Here is a 21,661-nt window from a genome sequence, read left to right as displayed (position 1 = left end):
GAAAACAAGTAATTACAGCGCCTTCATGGTGCCTTTCGGCAGAACGGCAGCTACGAAGTCACGTTTGATAACCACTTCGGTGGTATCGTTCAGGGCAATAGCGATATAGCCGCTTTCCGCCACTTTCGTGACGCGACCCACCAGGCCGCCGTTGGTCAGCACTTCATCGCCCTTGCCGATGGAGTCCATCAGTTTTTTGTGCTCTTTGGTGCGCTTTTGCTGCGGACGCAGGATCATGAAATAGAAAATCAGACCGAACACCACCAGCATCAGGATCAGAGACATCGGGCTGCCCTGCGCCGCGCCGCCGGGTGCCGCTATCGCATCAGAAATAAAAAAGCTCATTCAAATTCCCTCATTATTAAAATTAAGCAACATTCAAAGGCGGAACTTCTCGCCCCTGACGTTGGTAAAAATCGGTCACGAAGCTCTCTAATTTACCCTCTTCAATAGCCTTACGTAAACCCGCCATCAAGCGCTGGTAGTAACGCAGGTTATGAATGGTATTGAGGCGCGCGCCCAATATTTCGTTGCAACGATCGAGATGATGCAAGTAAGCGAGCGAATAATTGCGACAGGTGTAGCAATCACACTCAGGGTCAAGCGGATTGGTGTCGCTCTTATATTTCGCGTTACGGATTTTCACCACGCCGTTGGTCACAAACAGATGACCGTTGCGGGCGTTACGCGTCGGCATCACGCAGTCAAACATATCGATGCCGCGACGCACGCCCTCAACCAAATCTTCCGGTTTACCCACCCCCATCAGGTAGCGAGGCTTGTCCGCCGGAATTTGCGGGCAGACATGCTCCAGAATGCGGTGCATATCCGCTTTCGGTTCGCCCACAGCGAGACCGCCGACAGCGTAGCCATCAAAGCCAATCTCTACCAGACCTTTCACCGAGATATCGCGTAAATCTTCGTAAACGCTGCCCTGAATAATGCCAAACAGCGCGTTCGGGTTTTCCAGCGCGTCAAAGCGGTCACGGCTGCGTTTCGCCCAGCGCAGGGACATCTCCATGGAACGTTTCGCGTAATCCCAGTCCGCCGGATACGGCGTACATTCATCAAAAATCATCACGATATCGGAGCCGAGATCGTACTGAATCTCCATCGACTTTTCGGGATCGAGGAAGATCGGATCGCCGTTGATCGGGTTGCGGAAGTGCACGCCCTGCTCGGTGATCTTGCGGATATCGCCCAGACTGAACACCTGGAAGCCGCCGGAGTCGGTCAGAATGGGGCCTTTCCACTGCATAAAGTCGTGCAGATCGCCGTGCAGCTTCATGATCTCCTGACCCGGACGCAGCCACAGGTGGAAAGTGTTGCCGAGAATGATCTGCGCGCCGGTGGCTTCAACCTCTTCCGGGGTCATGCCTTTCACGGTGCCGTAAGTGCCAACCGGCATAAAAGCAGGCGTTTCCACTACGCCACGATCAAACACCAGGCGGCCGCGGCGCGCGCGCCCGTCAGTGGTATCCAGTTCAAATTTCACTTCTTTTCTCCTGCATCAGAGAGACAGTCTGATGGTTAATGTTACGAGGAGAGGTCTGTCCTCACCTCGTTATATCGTCATTCCCGGATACCCAGGCTACGCGTAGCCCGGATAAGGACTGAGCCGCATCCGGGAACAGCAAAAGCGGTTACTCGCCGATAGGCTCGTTCAGAGCCTGCGGATTGTACGTGATAAACATGGCGTCGCCGTAGCTAAAAAACCGGTATTTTTGTTCTACCGCAGACTTATAGGCATTCATGGTGTGCTGATAACCGGCAAATGCCGAGACCAGCATAATCAGCGTCGACTCCGGCAGGTGGAAGTTGGTCACCAGCGCATCGATCACTTTGTACTGATAGCCAGGGTAGATAAAAATCTGCGTATCGCCGAAGAACGGTTCGATAAGCGCGTTTTTCGCCGCCTGCGCCGCGCTCTCAAGGGAGCGCACGGAAGTCGTGCCTACCGCGACGACCCGGTTGCCGCGCGCTTTCGCCGCCAGCACCGCATCGACTACGACCTGGGGCACTTCGGCATACTCAGAGTGCATGATATGGTCTTCGATGGTGTCAACGCGCACCGGCTGGAAGGTGCCAGCGCCAACGTGCAGGGTGACAAAGGCCATCTCAACGCCTTTCTGGCGCAGTTTTTCCAGCAGCGGCTCGTCAAAATGCAGACCGGCGGTTGGCGCCGCGACCGCGCCCGGCTTCGCGCTATAGACCGTCTGATAAAGCTCGCGGTCGGCCTCTTCATCCGGGCGGTCGATGTACGGCGGCAGCGGCATGTGGCCAATCGCATTGAGAATATCCAGCACCGGGCGCGCATCGTTAAACTGCACTTCAAACAGCGCGTCGTGGCGCGCTACCATGGTGGCGTTGATGCTCTCATCGTCGCCAAGCAGCAGCTCAGCGCCCGGCTTCGGCGCTTTAGAGGCGCGAATATGTGCCAGAATACGTTTATCATCGAGCATTCTTTCGACCAGCACTTCAATCTTGCCGCCGCTGGCTTTACGGCCAAACAGCCGCGCCGGGATAACGCGGGTGTTATTGAACACCAGCAGGTCGCCGGGATTGAGCTTGTCGAGAAGATCGGTGAAAGTACCGTGCGTCAGCGCCCCCGTTGGGCCATCCAGCGACAGCAGACGACAGCTGCTGCGTTCAGGCTGTGGATAGTGGGCAATCAGGGATTCAGGCAACTCAAAGGAGAAATCGGCGACGCGCATGACGTATACTCGTGACTTAAAAACAGGCGGCTTAGTCTAGTGCTCACACCTCTTTGCTGCAACAACTAGCCGTACCCGGATAACAAAACAGATGAATTTTCTCGCTCACCTGCACCTCGCGCACCTCGCTAACAGCTCGCTTTCCGGCAATCTGCTGGCCGATTTCGTGCGCGGCAATCCCGAAGAAGAGTACGCCGCCGACGTGGTCGCCGGTATTTTCATGCATCGCCGCATCGACGTTCTGACCGATAACCTCCCCGAAGTCAGCGAGGCGAAAACATGGTTTCGTCCCCAGACCCGGCGGGTGGCCCCCATTACGCTGGATGTGATGTGGGACCATTTTCTCTCCCGCCACTGGGCGCAGCTGTCGCCAGAAATGCCACTACCGGAGTTTGCCCGCTATGCCCACACGCAGGTCAGCGCAATCCTGCCGCAGGCGCCGCCGCGCTTTGTGAATCTTAATGAGTATCTTTGGTCGGAACGCTGGCTGGAACGTTATCAGGAGATGGCGTTTATTCAGCGGGTGCTCAACGGCATGGCCAGCCGTCGGCCCAGACTCGACGCGCTGCGTGATTCATGGACCGACCTCGACCAGCACTACCCGGCGCTGGAAGAAAAGTTCTGGCAGTTTTACCCGCGTATGATGGCGCAGGCAAAAGCCAGAACGCTCTGATTACGGCTTCTCTTTGACCTCGCGCCAGATGCGCAGCGCCATCCAGGCCAGCGCCAGCACGCCAAGCACCAGCGCGCCCCATACCAGGGCAGTGAGCCACAGGCTGCGCTGCTCTACGGGGGATGTCGCGGTCAGACGCGCCTCGCCGCCCAGTTTTACCCCTTCGCCAGTCCACGCTTCCGGCAGGCTCTCCGGCGCATGGCGCTGGCGTAAGGCCGCAGGAATTAAGGCGTCCAGCTCCGTTGCCGCGTTTTGCGCCGCTTTATTGCCCCACGCCAGCATAAACGGACCGCTCCCCTGAGCGTTAAAGATCAGCATCTGGCTTTCGCGTAAGCCGGTTATCTGCGGTAGGGTTTGTGGCAGGTGGGCGTTGACCGTGGTCACCTGAATCTCCTGCACATTACCCACCGTGACGGGGATCGGCTCCTGAATCTGGCCGTTTAACTTCCACAGCACGGTTTTTGCCAGCGGTCGCCACTCCTCGTTGGGGGACGCACGCCAGGCGATCTCCACCGGCAGCGTGCCCTCCTCTTCCAGGCTTAGCGAGATGGCGGTGAGGGGTTGCGGACTGGCCCAGTGATAGCGTGCCCGATCCTGCGAGAGCGCCTGCCCGGCGGCTGGCAGCGCAACGTTAGTTATCTTCATTGACTCAGGGCTGTCTATCACCACCGCGCGGGTAAGGGTTATCGGCAGCTGTGGCTTATCAAACACCAGCATTAGATAGCGCGGGTAATTGATGGTCATCGACAGATTGATATTGATGGTGTCCAGCTTCAGGCGATCGCTGCCGCTTGCAAGGTCCATCAGCGGCGCATCCGCCTGCATCAAATTCCACTCTTTCATATCGGCGCTGTAGTAAAGGGACGCTTTACCCTGCCAGTTTTCTGTCGGTTTATCCCAGCCGAGCTGCAGCTGCGTTGCGTTCACCTTTTTTATATCATCCGGCAGCGCCAGCAGGTAACTCTCACCTACCCCCTCAATGCGCTCGCCCTCAAGCTTGATCTCATAGCCTTCCGGCGAACGTAGCCAGATACGTTCGCCGGAATCCGTAAGCTTTTCAACGGGCGAAGCGGCAAGCGGGAAAATGCGCAACGCCTGCTCTTTCGGCGCGGGCTGCGCCTCCTGCTGCGCCTGCAGGGTAAAAGGCACACGCTCGCCCTGATGGTTGAAAACCCGCACATCGCGCAGATCGGGCCAGACGCTTTGCTCATAGACTTGCGGGGGCAGCGAAACCCGATACCAGGGCGAGGAGACCGGTGTCGTAAGCGACCTGCCCCAGGCATAATCCTGCGGCGACTCCGGGGCAGCTTCACGGGCAAGCGCCGGTAGCGCCGCGCACCATAACGCGCCGGTAAAAAATGCTATCTTCCATTTCATGATTTTTCTTCCTCGCTGAACGCCTTCGCCTCTTTCGGCGGTAACGGAGAGAAATACCCCACAATCAATACCAGCACCGCCACGCCAATAAAGGCAATGGCCCGCGCCAGACCGCCGCCGCCCGCGCTATCCACCAGCATCAATTTCACAATCACAACCCCCAGCAGCGCCGCGCCGCCGAGCCACTGACGCCGCGAGCCGCGCCGGGTCGCCAGCAGCATCACCACCAGCGCTGCCAGCATCCAGAACAGCGCGAAGCTGGTCTGGATAAGACGCGAATGCCACAGGCTGTCGCTGTCCCACGCTACGCCGCCATAGTTCGCCAGCAGGCGCAGCAATAGTCCGTTAATCCACCAGAAGGCCAGCGCCAGTAGCGCAGAAGAAACCTGCGGCGCGACGGTGGCAGGCAGGCGCGGCTGCGCATTCCGACACCAGAGCCATAGCCCGAGCAGCGCAAAGGCCGCCCCCTCTTCCAGCGGGTTAACCAGCGGCAGATAAAGAGAGTGAATAACGCGCCCGTCCTGAAAATTGCCCACCACCAGCAGAATAAGCAACAGCGGGATAAGCGGCAGCGGCCCCAGTTGACCATAGAGCGCAGGCCACACGCGCAGCGGCCAGATGCCGCGACGAATGCCGCCATGAAGCAGCAGAATAACAATGCCGCCCGCCGCCATCGGCAGGCCGGTACGCCAGGCATCCATCCCCCAGGGGAGTCCGATGACAAACCAGTACAGCTCCATCCCTGCGGCGAGCAGCACCATCCACAACAGCGCAATGTGCAGCCCCTGAGAGGGCCGCGCGAGTATCGAACCGGGCCGGTAAAGCAGCAGCAGCGCCGAGGGCAACGCCACGCACCAGGCGAGATTTTGCCAGCCAGCCGCCAGCAAGTGATGCTCCACCAGCAGTTGCCAGAGCAGGGTCGCCAGCATCCCCGGCCACAACAGCCATACGGTGAGGCGCATTTCATGCCAGCGCAGCCGCTGCGCGCCGAAGCGCCAGATCCATACTGAGACGGCAAGCAGAGCCAGCATCACGGCAGGCAGCGCCCTGTCGGCAGCGTAAGCGGCAATTCCCCACAGCGCTACGCCCCAGAAAACAATGCCCCCCGCCAGCAGCGCCTGACTGCCCTGTGCAAGCAGCCCGCGCCACAGCCAGGCGGCGACCAGCCAGCAGAGGCTAAGCACCGCGAAAATCAGCGTCAGGGAAAGCGCGGAGACGCCGTCGTTCACCGCCCACAGCGCGCTCCCCAGCGCCAGCAGTAGCAGGCCGGTGCCGCTGTAGCTCATCCGACGCTGGTTTTGCATCACCCCGAGCCAGAGCACGCCAAGACCTTCCAGCGCCCAGGCCATTGCCGTCCAGCGCGCCGAGAGCGCCAGCGGAATAGCGAGCGTGGTAAAGGCCGCCCCCAGCGCCAGCGCTGCCAGCACCAGCGGTTTGCCCGCCGTCGGAAAGCGTTTCAACGCGCCCATCGCCAGGGCCAGGTAGAAAGCGCCGAAGCCCAGCGCGCTTATCGCCGGGCCGAATGCCATATGCTGCGTCATGGCGTACTGCATGCCAAAGCCCACCAGTGGTGGGGCAAACAGCATAACGCCGTCGATAATACGTTCCTCACGCTTCTGCGCCCTCAGGGAGAGCGCGACGCTGAACACGCCAAAAATAAGCAGGTTGGCAATAAGAAACAGCTGGCAGCTCAGATAGTACTGCGGTTGATAGTCGCTCATTCCCCACAGGCCGCCAACGCCAAAGGTGAAGGCCAGGCCCAGCAGATTAAGCTCGCGCCAGTGTTGCCAGACGCTGATAGCCAGAATGCCAGCGGAGAGCAGCAGATAAAATGAGAAGAGCGCAATGTGACTGCCGCCGCCGGTAGAGAGCAGCAGCGGCGCGGCGTAGCCGCCCAGGCTTGCCAGCATTGCAAGACTCAGCGCCCGTTGCAGCACCGCCAGCCCTACGCTTGCCGCGCAGATCGCCAGCAGCAGGGCGAAGGCAAGCGGCATCGGCAGCATCTGCCACAGGCGAAACGCGCCAAACACCGTCAGATAGAGCGCACCGGTCGCCCCACCCTGCAAAATCAGCGCGAAAACCGGCTGCTTATGCCGCAGTCGCCAGCCGAGGAACAGCAGCGCCATCGCCCCCAGCGCGGCGGCGGCCAGACGCAGTTCCAGCGGGAACAGAGCACGCTCCACGCTGTAGCGGAACAGAAAGGCAAGGCCCAGGAACAGCAGAATAATCCCCAGCTTCGCCAGCGGGTTACCCTGCATAAACCAGCGAACCAGCGAGGTAATAACCCCCCCGCCCTGGCGGGGTTCCTCCGGAGATAAAGGCGGTGGCGTGGCGGGCGTGGGCGCAGGGGTAGAGGCGGCAACCGTTCCTCTTGCCCAGACGTTAACGGGCGCGGCAGGGGCAGGTTCGACATGAGGCGCTTCAACAACCGGTGCTGGGGCAGGCGCCATGCGAGGCGCACGGGCAACCGGCTCCGGCGCAGGCGCGACGGGGCTCTCCGCCACGACAGGGGAAGCATCCTCCGGGGCGAGCGCCGCCGCTGGCCGGGCTCCTTCCTCCAGCCGCGCTTCTAACGCTGCCACGCGCTGACGCAGGCGCGACAGCTCCTCGCGCGCTGCATTACTGCGCAGATAAGCAACAAATGCTACAACCGGGACAACCACTACCAGCATAAACAGCGCCGCAAATGCGACGAGTAAGAGTCCATCCATGTTTTCACCTGAATTCCGGGGCGTGCTAATACTTTGGCACAAAATGTCACATTCAGGCTATCCCGTTGCGCTTTATCGCTTTAATTTCCCTGCCATACCGTTGCCGATATGCCCGGAAGCGATAGAACATCCCCCTGCAAGGTGCCCTTGCCCTCTTTACCGTGCCACATTTTTACATTCAGCAGCGGTGTTGGCGGCAATACCACTTCGCAGGCGTCTCCCCGGTTAATGGCGATCAGGACATGCTCTTGCTGATACAGCCGTAAAAACACCACCACATCTTCCTGCGCGTAAATCACCTGACAGCCGCCATAGCGCAGCGCCCGGCTGCGTTTGCGAAGCCGCGTCATGCGCTGGTAGAGCGCCAGCAGCCCGGCATCCTGATCTGCGTTGTTCCAGGGAAAAGGTTTACGGCAAAAAGGATCGTTCGCGCCGTCCAGCCCCACTTCGTCGCCGTAATAGATGCAGGGTACGCCAGGCCAGCTAAAGAGCCAGACCACCGCCAGCGGCAGGCGCGCCACCTCCCTGCCCAGCACCGTTTTAAAACGCGGGGTATCGTGGCTGTCGAGCTGGTTAAACATCCGCAGCTGCTGCTGATGGGAAAGCCCGGCGCGGTAATTATCCATCCAGGCCATGCAGGTTTGCGCATCGATGCGCTGGGGGTCCATAGAAATATCGCTGCTGGCAAGAAACGCCCATAGGGGAAAGGTGAACCCGCGATAGTTCATCGCCGCGTCTTCCGCGTCCGCCTGCAGCCACTGGCGCGCATCGCCAAAGTGCTCGCCTACCACGTAGGCCTGAGGCTGCGTCTCTTTTGCCGCCCGCGTAATACCCGTCACGTGGCGCAAGTTATTGCGCGCCCCGCCCGCCTCCCCCAGCATGTGCACCACATCAAGCCGCCAGCCATCCATCTGCCAGGGCGCCTTGAGCCAGTGGCGCACCACGCTCTCTTCCCCCTGATACATCTCGTCCACCAGGGTGGGCGACTGGTAATCCAGCTTGGGCAGGCTGGGGTAGCCAAGCCAGTCGCGGGCGGTACCATCTTCGTTAAAGCTATACCATGTCCGCCAGGCGGAACCGGGATTATGGCAGGCGCCGGACGTGCCGCGATTATGCCTGTCGAACCAGGCGTGGGAGTCGCCGCTATGGTTGAAGACGCCGTCCAGCACCAGCTTCATGCCAAGACGGCGTGTATTTTGTCGCAGGCGTAGCAGCGCTTCGTCGCCGCCAAAGCGCGGGTCAACGTGGCGATAGTCTTCGGTATCGTATTTATGCACGCTGGGGGCGACAAACACCGGATTCAGATAGAGCGCGGTCACCCCCAGCCTGCGCAGGTACGGCAGCTTTTCGCTAATGCCGTCGAGAGTGCCGCCATAGAAGGTTGAGCCGCCCGCCTCGCCGGTCAGCGGCTCGTCCCACTCACGCAGCACGATATCGCGCCCGGCGGCATGGTGGTAATAGGCCTCCTGCGCCACATGATAGTGGCGGCTGCGGGCGAATCGGTCGGGAAAGATCTGGTAAAAGACCTGGTCGGCGACCCACTGCGGGCCGTCATCCGGGCAATCCAGCGCAAATTGCTCCAGCCTTGCCGGGGGAAAAGCGCACAGCCCCTGCGGGGTAAACCACTGCTGCCTGTCCTGCCACAGTAGTTTAAAGCTGTAACGGCGGCGGGCCTGCCCGCTGGCGAGCGAAATCGCCCCTCGCCAGGCCGTCACGCCCGGCTGGGGGGAAAGGCGCACGCGGCGCATCGGCACCGAGGTCTCTTCATTATCGATTTCCGTGCGCAGCGTAACGCGCGTCGGCAGCGCATTACCGGTAAGCCAGAGAGTGATAACTAACTGGTCGCCATTCTGTTTCACAAACGGCGCGACGGGCAGATGCCAGGCATGCAACATTCACTTTCCCCTTTGTTATAAAGGCTCCCACTTTTGCACAACCGCGCCGTCGCCGACTCCTCTTTTCTGCGCTTTCAGGGGGGGTGAGAGCCAGGGCGCACGCGAAAACCCCATGCATTATCTGAAATAATGCGCAGCACGGACGCGTCTTTGTCACACGCAGGGTAGAATCCGCAACGAACCAGGATGCATTATTTATGACAAGGACGATCAATGAAATTAAATATATTTACTTTTACGTTGCTGGCGGCGATCGGCGGCACGGCTTTTGCCAACGATACAGTTCAGTTTGTCGCACAGATCGAGAGGATGAAAGTTGCCAGCGGGGCACTCAATGAGCAAGGCGGACTGATTAGCGCCGAAAGAATTTATCTCAACAGTGATTCTCCCTGCGGTAAGGACACCCTTTACGTGACCGCCGATTCATTAAAACTGTCGCAGGAGAACTACGAAAAGCGCCTGCGTGAGATCTGGAAACAAGCGAAAAACGAGTACTATTTCCGTTTTACCGCGACCTCTTGTGAGAGCAAAGGCTCACAGATGGCCAGTAAAATTGAAGTGTGTAATAAAGAGATTTGCGACAGCAAGTTTGTTATTGATGACTCAATCCTGTGGGTTGGCGGCAACCTCTCTCAGCTTTACCTTGTCGACCGTAAAGACGCCGCTGACGCCGCCGGTTTCTTTATCCGGTTGCCCTTAACCAAAGGCAAAGATGACAAAAGCTGGAAAGTCACCGGTTGGTACCTGGGCGACAATCTCGACCTTTCTGGCGAAGGCAAAACCAAAGCGTTTGAAGGCTATACGGATACGCCTGATTTCAGTTCGCAGAAATTCATCGGCCCCTTCACCGCCTGGCATCGTACAGGGCAAAAAGCAGCGCAACTGACCTATGACGATAATGGTTATCGACAGGGTGAATTTGAGGCCTGGCATAAGAACGGCAAACCGTCGCAGAAGTTTAGCTATAAAAACGGTGAACCTGACGGCAAATTCGTTGAATGGAACGACAACGGCACGGTAGCAAGCGAAAGCAATTTTAAAGATGGCGAGCATGCAGACGGCCCCTGCAATCATTACGGCAGCAACGGGGAGCTGCTGCGTGAGCACAGCTACCTTAAGGGCAACTATGACGGAAAATACGTTGATTACTTTGCTGACGGAAAAGTACAAACCGAGAAGTTCTATAAAGACGGCCATACCGTCGGCGACAGTAAAGAGTACTACGCCAGTGGTCAACTTCAGAGCCTGAGACATTATGACCAGCAGGGTAAACAAGACGGTCTGCAGGAAGACTATCTTGAAAATGGCACCCTGATCTCAAAAGAGACTTATCAACACGATCGGAAAATTGCTGTTGAAAAGTGGTATCAAAATGGCAAACAAGCCTCCAGCAAACAGTATGACGAGAACGGCAAAGAAAATGGGAAGCATCAGGAATGGGCTGAAAACGGCCAGCTGATCCTTGAGGAAGAGTATAACCACGGCGCGACCGTGCTGGAGAAAAAGTGGACGCAGGCTGGCAGTCCGCTAAGCGAAGTTATCTATAACAAGGATAACGATGGGAGCGTCCGGAAACGCTGGAGTGAAAAAACCGGTAAGTTAATCTCAGAGGCGCACTACGATAGCTATCAGCCCTCCGGGCTGACCAAAAAGTGGGATGAGGCAACCGGTAAGTTGATCCTCGAAACCACCTATAAAGAGGGCTTTGAAAACGGCCTGCGTAAACAGTACGATCCGGAAACCGGCGAATTGATCCTGGAAAAATGGAGCGCTGGCTTATCCGATGTTAATAAATTTGTTAACAACCAGCCGTCGATTAAAAAATATAAAAGCGGCAAGCTGATTGCTGCGGGTTGCGATGCCATGAAGCTGCTGGAAAACCCCGACGACGTGAAAGCGCAGGCGAAAAAAGGCGACGCTGGTGCTCAGACTCAGCTTGGCCTCTATTACGACGGCTGTTCTGAATTTAAACAGGCTGAATCCTGGATGTTAAAAGCCGCTAACCAGAAAAATAGCGATGCGCTTGCCTGGCTCTCCCGGCTCTATCTGAGCGGCAAAAAGGACGTCATTGCGCCAGATCTGCCTAAGTTCCGGAAATACAACGAACAGGCCGCGGAGGCTGGCGATGTTCAGGCACAGTACCGGCTGGGGGTTGACCTGTTGCCTGTTGAGGTGTGCCAGCAAATCATGTCCAGCTGCGATGCGCAATACCGCAGTCCAAAATCAGATATGAATAAGGCGCTGTTGTGGCTGGATAAAGCGGCAGGAAATGAAGAAGAGACAGGGGCGTTAGGTATACTCGCTAAAATATATGGCTACGGTATCGGCGTCGCTCAGGACGGTGAAAAAGCGATGGGTTATTATCGTGCGCTTGAGAAAAAGTATCCTGGATCAGACTTCGTTCAGGAACGCATTGCGAAGCTTAAAGCGCATTTGGCCTCATCAGGCAAATAAGCTCCCTCCACGTCGCCCGGGGCGCATCCGCGCCCCGGGCATTTTGTTACTTATCCAGCACCGGCTTTGCCTTGAACTTCCAGCCCACCAGCAGCAGCGCTATCCACGTGAACCCTACGTACAGTGAGATACGGGTATCCGGGTGGTAACCAATCAGCGCGATAATGAAGACAAGGAACAGCAGGCCCACCGTCGTGGTGACAATACCGCCCGGCACCTTGAATTTTAGCGCTTTCGCCTCTTCCGGCGGCAGGCGGCGGCGGAAGGCGATTTGCGACAGCAAAATCATGATCCACACCCATACCGTGGCGAAGGTCGCCAGCGAGGCGATCACCAGGAAGACGTTCTCCGGCATGATGTAGTTCAGATAGACCGCAAACAGCAGCGCAACGGTCATCACCAGCACCGTCACCCACGGAATACCGCGACGGGAGGTTTTAGCGAACACCTTCGGCGCGCTGCCCTGCTCCGCCATCCCGTGCAGCATACGCCCCACGCCGAAAACATCGGAGTTAATGGCTGACAGCGAAGCGGTAAGCACCACAAAGTTCAGAATACTGGCGGCGAAGGTAATGCCCATATGCTGGAAAGTCAGCACAAACGGGCTGCCGTTGGTGCCCACCTGGTTCCACGGGTAGATGGACATAATCACGAACAGCGTACCCACATAGAACACCAGAATACGCATCGGCACAGAGTTAATGGCGCGGGGAATGGATTTTTCAGGGTCTTTCGCCTCACCGGCGGTGATGCCGATGATCTCGATTCCGCCGTAGGCGAACATCACCATCTGTAAGGACATCACCATACCCAGCCAGCCGTTGCTAAAGAAGCCGCCGTTGCTCCACAGGTTATGAATGCCTGTCGGCTGGCCGCCGTTGCCGATCCCCCAGATAATGATGCCGAACCCGGCAACAATCATGATGATAATGGTGGCGACTTTAAAGAAAGAGAACCAGAACTCCAGCTCGCCAAACACCTTCACGCTCATCAGGTTAATGGCGCAGATAATCAGCACAACGCTCAATACCCAGATCCAGTGCGGCACGGCAGGAAACCAGACGCCCATATAGATGCCGAACGCGGTGACATCGGCAATCGCCACAATCAGGATTTCAAAACAGTAGGTCCACCCGGTGATGTAGCCCGCCAGCGGGCCAAGATAGTCCTGAGCGTAGCGCGAAAAGGAGCTGGCGGAAGGGTTATGCACCGACATTTCGCCCAGCGCGCGCATGATGATATAGGCTGCCGCGCCGCCGATGATATAGGCCAGCAGCACGCTGGGGCCCGCCATTTTAATCGCGTCGGCGGAGCCATAAAAAAGCCCGGTGCCAATTGCCGAGCCGAGGGCCATAAAGCGGATGTGTCGGGTGCTTAGCCCCCGCTTTAGCTTGTTTGTGCTTTCCATGGTGTCCCGTTCCAGGATGTAAAAATTAAAAACAAAAAACCACGGGGCCGTAAGCCCCGTGGTTGGCAAATGTTACCACACTGCGAATCAATGTGCGCTGGAGGTCACCTGGCGACCGGCGACGCGATCCCAGACCGCGGCCAGAATCACCATCACCAGCGTCGGCATCAGCCAGGCCAGCCCCTGCTCCGCCAGCGGCAGACGCTGGGTCCAGACGGGAAGCACACCGCTAAAGGCCGAGGCTTTAATGCCGTCCAGCACGCCAAACAGCAGGCTGATAAACATTGCCGGAGCAATAACGCGGGTCGAATTATGCCACCACTGACGGGTAAAGCTTAATACCACCAGTGCGATACAGGGCGGGTAGATCATCGTCAGCACCGGAATGGAGATCTGAATCAGGTGGCTCAGCCCCAGATTCGATACCGCCATCGAGAAAATGCCGAGAATAAACACCAGCGTGCGGTAAGAGAGCGGCAGATACTGGGCGAAGAACTCGGCGCAGGCGCAGGTCAGGCCCACCGCCGTCACCAGACAGGCGAGGAAAATCAGCGCTGCCAGCAGGAAGCTGCCCGCGCCGCCAAACGTATGGGCAACGTAAGCATGCAGGATAGCCGCGCCGTTGGCTGACTGATCCACCAGCGTCGAGCTATCTGAACCAAGACGGAACAGGGCCAGATAGAGCAGCGTCAGGCCGACGCCCGCCATCAGGCCCGCCCAGACGGTATAGCGGGTCAGCAGACGCGCTTCGGTAACGCCGCGTGAACGCGCCGCGTTAACAATAACGATACCGAAGACCATCGCACCCAGGGTATCCATGGTCAGGTAGCCATTCACAAAACCGTTAGAAAACGCCGCGTGCTGGTAAGCTTCCATCGCGTGGCTGATGGGGCCAACAGGCCAGACAATCGCCGCAACCGACAAAATAATCAGCGCGATAATTTTCAGCGGCGCAAGGAAATTGCCCACGGTATCCAGCAGCTTGCCCGGATAGAGCGAAATCAGGATCACCAGCGTAAAGTAAATCACGCTGTAGATAAGCAGCGGCAGCGTGCCGTCACCGGTCAGAGGGGCAATGCCCACCTCAAACGAAACGGTCGCGGTACGCGGCGTCGCAAACAGCGGGCCAACCGCCAGATAGCAGACCGTCGCCAGCAGAACGCCAGCCACTTTACCGATTGGCGTGCTCAGGCTGTCCACTCCGCCGCCCACTTTCGCCAGCGCCACCACGGTCAACACAGGCAGGCCCACGGCGGTAATAAGAAAGCCAATAGCGGCGGTCCAGACGTGTTCGCCTGCCTGTAACCCCACCATCGGTGGGAAAATAATATTGCCTGCGCCGACGAACAGCGCAAAAGTCATAAAGCCCAGAGCAACAATGTCTCGTGGTTTTAAACGATGGGTCATAAACGTTTACTGCCTGTGGATGTGGTGGTGTAAGTGTTGAAATTTTCGCCTTTTTTCTACGGAACAATCAGGCGGAAATAACCGTAAAACGCAGCGGGAAATACTTCCCGCTCTGCGTGGCGGAGAATAGTTTTTCGATTTTCCACGCAAAAACAGTCGGTCTGACGACGGACGGGGCGCAATTTAAACGCTTATAACGTTTAAAGGCAATATGGGATCGCAAAACCAGAGAGTTATGCCAGTTATTGCTTTCGAACAAGACGATCGTACTGCGTTGAGAAAAAACAGATGGCTAATCATGCGAACAAAAAACAGGCAAAGCGATCTTCACCCGCCAAAACAGCGGGCGCGAAACGGCAAAAACAGCACAACTGGCGTGAATGGAAAGAAAAGCTGACAGCCAAGGCAGCGGTATCAAGCCCGAGAGCCTGATACCTTTACCCGGCCCCTCCCGTTAAGGGAGAAGTGGAAAACCGGGCGGGTTAAAGCTTCGCAACCAGCCGTTCAGGCAGGACAAAGCTAAAACGGGTGCCTTTGCCGGGGGTACTGTCAATTTCAAGGCGGGCATCGTGATGATTGAGCGCGTGTTTTACAATCGCCAGCCCCAGGCCGCTGCCGCCGGTCTGCCGGGAGCGGGCCTTGTCGACACGATAAAAACGCTCCGTCAGGCGCGGAATATGCTCGGCGGCAATGCCCGGCCCGTTATCTTCAACGCTGAACTGCGCCCCCTGCGGCACCTGCTGCCAGCGCACGGTAATGTGGGTGCCCGCAGGCGTATGGTTCACCGCGTTATACACCAGGTTGGAAACGGCGCTGCGTAGCTGCTCGTCATTGCCCATGACCTTAAGCGCGGGGTCGACCTCGAATTCAAAAGTCTGCTTTTTCTGGCTCAGGGTCTGCGCTTCCCGCTCTACTACCCGCAGCATCATCGGCACGTCGATGACCTCATTAGGCGGCAGCGTGGGGGCGGCTTCAATTTTCGACAGGGTAAGCAGCTGCTTAACCAGCCCTTCCATACGCGATGTCTGCTCGCGCATCGTGTGCAGCGCTTTATCGCGCGGCGGCCCTTCCAGCGTCTGCTCCTGCATCATCTCCAGGTAGCCCTGCAATACCGTCAACGGCGTGCGAAGCTCATGGCTGACGTTGGCGAAGAAGTTGCGGCGCGCCCCTTCAAGCTGGTGCATCTGCGTTACGTCCCGCGCGACCATCAGCAATTGCTGCTCGCTGTAGGGCATGACGCGAAATTCAAGGTGGCGGCCATTGTTGAGCACCAGATGCAGCGGGCGGGAAAAGTCCTGCGTTTTCAGATAGCGGGTAAATTCAGGGTAGCGCAGCAGGTTGAGGATATTCTGGCCGTTATCATCCGGCCAGCGCAAATTCAGCAGCTGTTGCGCCAGGCCGTTACACCAGAAAATCGCCCCCTCTTCGGTGGTGAGCACCACCGCGTCAGGCAACGACTCCGCGCCGCTGCGAAACCGCTTGATCAGGTTTCCCAGCTCGCGACGGCGCTTTTTGTTACGCATCTGCATCTGGTGCAGGCCGTACAACAGCGGCTCCCAGCTGCCTTTGCCCGGCGGCGGCGTCATGCTTTTATCAACCCACAGCCACCACGACAGCCGCATCAGATTCCAGAAATGCCACGCGAGCAGCCCGGTTACCGCCACCAGTAAAAACCACGGCAGATACCCAAAAAATGCCCCCAGCAGCGCGGCCGGTAGACAACACAGAACGAGTTCGAGTACCAGCCTTTTCCATGACAGCCGTTCCAGCACGCGTCACACTCCTTTGAATTTTAGAATCGGGCCGAAAAACGGTAGCCCGTGCCGCGAACGGTTTGCACCATGCGGTCGTGACCGCTGTGTTCCAGCGCTTTACGCAGGCGGCGAATATGCACGTCCACTGTCCTGTCTTCTACATAGACGTTGGTTCCCCAGACGTGGTTCAGCAGCTGCTCGCGGCTGTAGACGCGTTCCGGGTGGGTCATAAAGAAGTGCAACAGCTTAAACTCCGTCGGCCCCATGTCCAGCGGGTTTTCGCCGGTCATCACCCGGTGCGAACTGGGATCGAGGCTGAGCCCCTGCATCTCAATCACCTCTTCCACGGCCATAGGGGAGATGCGGCGCATCACGGCTTTGATACGCGCCACCAGCTCTTTTGGCGAAAAGGGTTTGGTGATGTAATCATCGGCGCCGGTCTCCAGGCCGCGTACGCGGTCCTCTTCCTCGCCGCGCGCGGTCAGCATCATCACCGGAATATCGCGGGTCATGGCTTCGCGCTTAAGATGTTTAATAAACTGAATGCCTGAACCGCCGGGCAGCATCCAGTCGAGCAAAATGAGATCGGGCCAGGGTTCATTAAGTTGATTCACCGCGCTGTCATAATCTTCCGCTTCGACAGGCTGAAAACCGTTTTGCTCGAGTACAAAGCACACCATCTCACGAATTGGCGCTTCATCTTCCACGACCAGAATGCGTCTTGCCATAATTTGCCCTGTTTAATTAAGTCATCAGTCAATCGCGGCGCCAGTATGCGTCACTTTTGTGACAGATTTATGAAACAAATGACCAACAGATGACCCAAGCCGTTGTTTTATGACAGCGGTCGGCGCTTTCGCTGGCGGCTCGCCCGCTTCTGAATGTTATAATCCCGTTCACGCTTTTTTGCTATGGAACCGCTATGCGCATTATTCATACCTCAGACTGGCATCTCGGTCAGAATTTTTACAGCAAAAGCCGCGCCGCCGAACATGACGCCTTTCTCAACTGGCTGCTGAAAACCGCGCAAGAGCAGCAGGTGGACGCGATCATCGTCGCGGGCGATATCTTCGATACCGGTTCCCCGCCCAGCTATGCCCGCGAACTCTATAACCGCTTTGTGGTGAACCTGCAGCAAACCGGCTGCCAGCTGGTGGTGCTGGCGGGCAACCATGACTCCGTCGCCATGCTCAATGAGTCTAAAGATATCCTGGCGTGGCTGAAAACCACCGTTGTTGCCGCCGCAGGCGCGACGCCGTTCCTCCTGCCCCTGCGCGACGGCTCGCCGGGGGCGGTGTTCTGCCCGGTGCCCTTTTTACGCCCGCGCGACATCGTCACCAGCCAGGCCGGGCTATCCGGACAGCAGAAGCAGCGCCAGTTGCTGACCGCCATCACCGACTATTATCAGCAACAGTATGAGGCGGCCTGCGCGCTGCGCGGCGACCGCCCGTTACCGATTATCGCCAGCGGCCATTTAACGACCGTCGGCGCAAGCAAAAGCGACGCGGTTCGTGAAATCTATATCGGCACGCTGGACGCGTTCCCGGCGCAGCACTTCCCGCCCGTTGAGTATATTGCGCTGGGCCATATTCATCGCCCGCAGAAAATTGGCGGACAGACGCATATTCGCTACTGCGGATCCCCCATCGCACTGAGCTTTGACGAAACCGGCAGGCGCAAATGCGTCAACCTGGTGACATTCGAAAACGGCGCGCTGGCAGAGGTTACCGAGCTGGAAGTGCCGGTTACCCAGCCGTTGGCGGTAATAAAAGGCGATCTGGCGTCCATTGAAAGCCAGCTTGAACAGTGGCGACACGCCCCGTCCCAGCCCCCGGTCTGGCTGGATATCGAAATCGTCAGCGAGGATTATCTCGGCAATATCCAGCGTAAAATCCAGCAGATGACCGCTGAACTGCCGGTTGAAGTACTGCTGGTACGCCGCAGCCGCGAACAGCGGGAGCGTATCATGGCCGGCGAACAGCGCGAGACCTTAAGCGAGCTGAAAGTAGAAGAGGTGTTCGCCCGCCGACTGGCGCTCGAAGAGCTGGACGCAGCACAGCAGACCCGTCTTGAAGGGCTGTTTCGTGAAACCCTGTACAGCCTGGAGGAGCGCGACCTATGAAAATCCTCAGCCTGCGCCTGAAAAACATCAACTCCCTGAAAGGCGAATGGAAAATTGATTTCACCGCCGAGCCGTTCGCCAGCAACGGCCTGTTTGCGATTACGGGGCCAACGGGTGCGGGGAAAACCAGCCTGCTGGACGCCATCTGCCTGGCGCTTTATCACGAAACCCCGCGCCTGAACACCGTTTCACAGTCGCAAAACGATCTGATGACCCGCGACACCGCCGACTGCCTGGCGGAGGTGGAGTTTGAGGTCAAAGGGGTCGCCTATCGCGCCTTCTGGAGCCAGACCCGCGCGCGCGGCCAGGCAGACGGCAATTTACAGGCGCCGCGTGTGGAACTGGCGCTGTGCGCCGACGGTAAGATCCTTGCCGACAAGGTCAAAGATAAGCTGGATCTGACCGCCACCTTAACCGGACTGGACTATGGCCGCTTCACCCGTTCGATGCTGCTCTCTCAGGGGCAATTTGCCGCCTTCCTTAATGCGAAACCCAAAGAGCGGGCCGAGCTGCTTGAAGAGCTGACCGGCACCGAGATCTACGGCCTTATCTCCGCCGATGTGTTTGAAAAACATAAAGCCGCGCGCCACGAGCTGGATAAGCTGCAAACCCAGGCCGAAGGCGTGGCCCTGTTCAGCGATGAGCAGCGTGACGCCCTCAATGCAGGTTTGCAGGCGCTTACTGACGAAGAGCGCCGCCTGCTTGCCGAACAGCAGCAGGCCCAGGCCCGTCACACCTGGCTGGCGCGTCGCCAGGAACTGCAGGCGGCGTGCAACAGCGCGCAGGCAGGCCACGAACAGGCCGTACAGGCGCTCGCCGGGGCACAGCCGCAGTTAACCCTGCTCGAACGCGCCCAGCCCGCCCTGCTGCTGCGCCCGGTGTGGGAAAGAATGCAGGAGCAGCGCGCCTTATGGCAGCGCAGCCAACAGCAGAGTGAAGAAGTAAATGCTCGCTTACTTGCCAGCCGCGCCGTGCGCAGCCGCATTCGCGCAAGCGCCCTACAGCAGCAGGGGCAGCTAATGACCGAGCAGAGCGTCGTTAAACAGTGGCTTACGGAAAACGCCCGTTTCGAGCGCTGGCAGAGCGAGCTGGCAGGCTGGCGCGCCATGCTCAATCAGCAGGAAGAGGATAAAAAACCCTGGCAGGCGCTGCAGACGCGCATCGCACAGAGCGAGCAAAAACTGCGGGGCCTGATGGCCGTCTCGCTGGAGATGAGCGCAGAGGAGGTGGCAGCGGCGATGGCGCTCTGTACGCAGCACCGCCCGCTACGCCAACAACTTCTGGCGCTGCATGCCCGCTTCGCGCCGCTGCAAAAGCAGCTCGTTCAGCGCCAGCAGAGCCTGGCCGAGCTGAAAACGGAGCAGGAAAAGCTCGCCGCTGAACTCGCCGTCAAGCGCGCGCTGTACAAAGAAAAAAACCAGCTGTTGAGCGAAGTGCGCACCGTATGCGAACTGGAAGACCGTATCCACAGTCTGGAAAATGAGCGCGCGCGCCTGCAGGCCGGGCAACCCTGTCCCCTTTGCGGGTCGACTGAGCACCCCGCCATTGCCGCTTATCAGGCGATTGTGCCGGGGGTCAATCACGCCCGGCGCGACGCGCTGGATCTCGACGTCCGCCAGGTAAAAGAGGCGGGAATCGCCCTGGGCGAGCGGCTGAAAGCGCTGGCGGAGCGCTATGAGAAGGACGAGCTGGAAGCAAAAACCCTCCAGCAGGATGAGCAAACGCTGCGCCAGGCGTGGGCGCAGGTATGCGACGAGCTGGGTATTACCCTGCAACCGGAGCAGGAGATCGCCAGCTGGCAGGCCGCCCAGGACGCTTATGAGCACCAGCTCTATCAGTTAAGCCAGCGCCAGACGTTACAAGCCCAGCTCAACGAACTGCACCAGCAGGCCGCCCAGTATCAGCAGGCTGCCGCCAGCCGTCGCGCCCACCTTGCCGCCCTGCTTGCGCCGCTGAACCTGACGCTGCCGCCGGAGGGGGAAGAGGCCCAGTGGCTGGCGGAACGGACCCGCGAAGCGCAGCTGTGGCAGGAAAAGCAGACGGCGTTTACCGCCCTGCACGACCGTATTGCGCAGCTTATGCCCCTTCTGGACACGCTGCCTGACGAGCCAGAGACAGAAAACAGCCAGCCCGTCGCGCTGGAGAACTGGCGGCAGGTGCATAACGACTGTGTATCGCTACAGAGCCAGTGGCAGACGCTACAGCAGCAGCGTGTTGCCGAACGCGAACGGCTTGAGGCGCTGGAAAAACAGTTTGCCGACGCGCTGGCGCAAAGCCCCTTTGCCGACCAGCAGGCTTTTGTTGATGCGCTGCTTGACGATAGCGAGCGTACCCGACTTGAACAGCTTCGCCAGCAGCTTGAGACGCATTGCCAGCAGGCGCAAACCCTGGTCGCCAGCGCACAGCAGACGCTGAATGCCCACCTGGCGCAGCCTCCTGCGGCCATGAGCGCGGACCTGACGGTAGAACAGTGCCGCGAGATCCTTGCCGCGCTAGCGCAGCAGCTACGCGACAACGCCTCCCGCCAGGGCGAGTATCGCCAGCAGTTGAAACAGGATGCGGATAACCGCCAGCGTCTGTCGGCACTGATGGAGCAGATCGAACACACGTCGGCGCGCTGCGAAGACTGGGGCCACCTCAATGCCCTGATTGGCTCCAGGGAGGGGGACAAATTCCGCAAATTCGCTCAGGGGCTGACCCTGGATAACCTGGTATGGCTGGCCAATAATCAGCTGACCCGGCTGCACGGGCGCTATCTGCTCAAACGCAAAGCCAGCGAGGCGCTGGAGCTGGAAGTGGTGGATACGTGGCAGGCGGATGCGGTGCGCGACACCCGTACCCTTTCCGGCGGCGAAAGCTTCCTGGTGAGCCTTGCGCTGGCGCTGGCCCTGTCGGACCTGGTGAGCCATAAAACGCGTATCGACTCCCTGTTCCTTGATGAAGGCTTCGGCACGCTGGATAGCGAAACGCTGGACACCGCGCTCGACGCGCTGGACGCCCTCAACGCCACCGGCAAGACGATTGGCGTCATTAGCCACGTCGAGGCGATGAAAGAGCGCATTCCGGTGCAGATTAAGGTCAGAAAGGTCAACGGGCTGGGGTTCAGCAAGCTGGATAAAGCGTTTGCCGTGGAGGCAAATAGCTGA

The 21,661-nt window shown here is 58.5% G+C and carries 15 protein-coding genes; 5 read left to right on the top strand and 10 right to left on the bottom strand.

From position 1 onward, the window contains the following. Positions 1-12 precede the first annotated feature (12 nt). From yajC to queA, 3 genes are all read right to left on the bottom strand, one after another. Positions 13-345, bottom strand: coding sequence for a preprotein translocase subunit YajC (yajC, locus tag ENTHG_RS20950; protein ID WP_044184530.1), 333 nt, complete (start codon positions 343-345; stop codon positions 13-15). A gap of 22 nt (positions 346-367) precedes the next feature. Continuing rightward, a complete protein-coding gene (gene tgt, locus ENTHG_RS20945) occupies positions 368-1,495 on the bottom strand; it encodes a tRNA guanosine(34) transglycosylase Tgt (protein ID WP_044184527.1) in 1,128 nt (375 codons plus the stop codon). A 148-nt stretch (positions 1,496-1,643) separates the two neighbouring features. After that, positions 1,644-2,714, bottom strand: coding sequence for a tRNA preQ1(34) S-adenosylmethionine ribosyltransferase-isomerase QueA (gene queA / locus ENTHG_RS20940; RefSeq protein ID WP_044184523.1), 1,071 nt, complete (start codon positions 2,712-2,714; stop codon positions 1,644-1,646). A 91-nt stretch (positions 2,715-2,805) separates the two neighbouring features. On the opposite strand from queA, the gene acpH reads away from it, so the two are divergent. Next, complete coding sequence (gene acpH / locus ENTHG_RS20935; protein ID WP_044184520.1) at positions 2,806-3,387, top strand: ACP phosphodiesterase; 582 nt, start codon at positions 2,806-2,808, stop codon at positions 3,385-3,387. Here acpH and ENTHG_RS20930 read toward each other — a convergent pair whose 3' ends face one another. From ENTHG_RS20930 to malZ, 3 genes are all read right to left on the bottom strand, one after another. Beyond that, positions 3,388-4,764, bottom strand: a complete 1,377-nt coding sequence (locus tag ENTHG_RS20930) for a DUF3999 family protein (protein ID WP_044184517.1) — start codon at positions 4,762-4,764, stop codon at positions 3,388-3,390. Beyond that, positions 4,761-7,475, bottom strand: coding sequence for a DUF2339 domain-containing protein (locus ENTHG_RS20925; protein ID WP_044184514.1), 2,715 nt, complete (start codon positions 7,473-7,475; stop codon positions 4,761-4,763). The genes ENTHG_RS20930 and ENTHG_RS20925 overlap by 4 nt, the downstream gene beginning before the upstream one ends. An 80-nt stretch (positions 7,476-7,555) precedes the next feature. Next, entirely contained in the window at positions 7,556-9,370 is a 1,815-nt protein-coding gene (malZ, locus tag ENTHG_RS20920) for a maltodextrin glucosidase (RefSeq protein WP_044184511.1), read from the bottom strand. A 213-nt stretch (positions 9,371-9,583) separates the two neighbouring features. Between malZ and ENTHG_RS20915 the strand changes: the two genes are divergently transcribed. Beyond that, entirely contained in the window at positions 9,584-11,824 is a 2,241-nt protein-coding gene (locus tag ENTHG_RS20915; protein WP_044184509.1) for a hypothetical protein, read from the top strand. A 46-nt stretch (positions 11,825-11,870) separates the two neighbouring features. Here ENTHG_RS20915 and proY read toward each other — a convergent pair whose 3' ends face one another. Next, entirely contained in the window at positions 11,871-13,232 is a 1,362-nt protein-coding gene (proY, locus tag ENTHG_RS20910) for a proline-specific permease ProY (RefSeq protein WP_044184506.1), read from the bottom strand. Between the two features lie 87 nt (positions 13,233-13,319). Next, positions 13,320-14,639 (bottom strand): branched-chain amino acid transporter carrier protein BrnQ, encoded by a 1,320-nt coding sequence (gene brnQ / locus ENTHG_RS20905; RefSeq protein WP_044184502.1) that lies wholly within the window; start codon positions 14,637-14,639, stop codon positions 13,320-13,322. 288 nt (positions 14,640-14,927) lie between these two features. On the opposite strand from brnQ, the gene ENTHG_RS25605 reads away from it, so the two are divergent. Continuing rightward, positions 14,928-15,071, top strand: coding sequence for a hypothetical protein (locus tag ENTHG_RS25605; protein ID WP_154657540.1), 144 nt, complete (start codon positions 14,928-14,930; stop codon positions 15,069-15,071). A gap of 50 nt (positions 15,072-15,121) precedes the next feature. On the opposite strand, the gene phoR is transcribed toward ENTHG_RS25605, so the two are convergent. Together phoR and phoB are read right to left on the bottom strand one after the other, a co-directional pair. Continuing rightward, the gene (gene phoR, locus ENTHG_RS20900) at positions 15,122-16,411 is read right to left on the bottom strand and encodes a phosphate regulon sensor histidine kinase PhoR (protein ID WP_044184499.1); all 1,290 of its coding nucleotides are present in this window, start codon (positions 16,409-16,411) and stop codon (positions 15,122-15,124) included. Between the two features lie 20 nt (positions 16,412-16,431). Beyond that, positions 16,432-17,121 carry a phosphate response regulator transcription factor PhoB gene (gene phoB, locus ENTHG_RS20895; protein WP_044184496.1) on the bottom strand — a complete coding sequence of 230 codons (690 nt, stop codon included), beginning with the start codon at positions 17,119-17,121 and terminating at the stop codon, positions 16,432-16,434. Positions 17,122-17,315: 194 nt separating this feature from the next. Between phoB and sbcD the strand changes: the two genes are divergently transcribed. Together sbcD and sbcC are read left to right on the top strand one after the other, a co-directional pair. Beyond that, on the top strand, positions 17,316-18,515 hold the full coding sequence (gene sbcD, locus ENTHG_RS20890) for an exonuclease subunit SbcD (protein ID WP_044184493.1): 1,200 nt from the start codon (positions 17,316-17,318) through the stop codon (positions 18,513-18,515). After that, positions 18,512-21,661, top strand: coding sequence for an exonuclease subunit SbcC (sbcC, locus tag ENTHG_RS20885; RefSeq protein WP_044184490.1), 3,150 nt, complete (start codon positions 18,512-18,514; stop codon positions 21,659-21,661). Before sbcD ends, sbcC begins: the two co-directional genes overlap by 4 nt.

The sequence above is a fragment of the Phytobacter massiliensis JC163 genome (assembly GCF_000321045.1).
Lineage (GTDB): Bacteria > Pseudomonadota > Gammaproteobacteria > Enterobacterales > Enterobacteriaceae > Phytobacter_A > Phytobacter_A massiliensis.
Note: the sequence above shows the minus strand (reverse complement) of the source record. Positions and strands in the feature narration are given on the sequence as shown.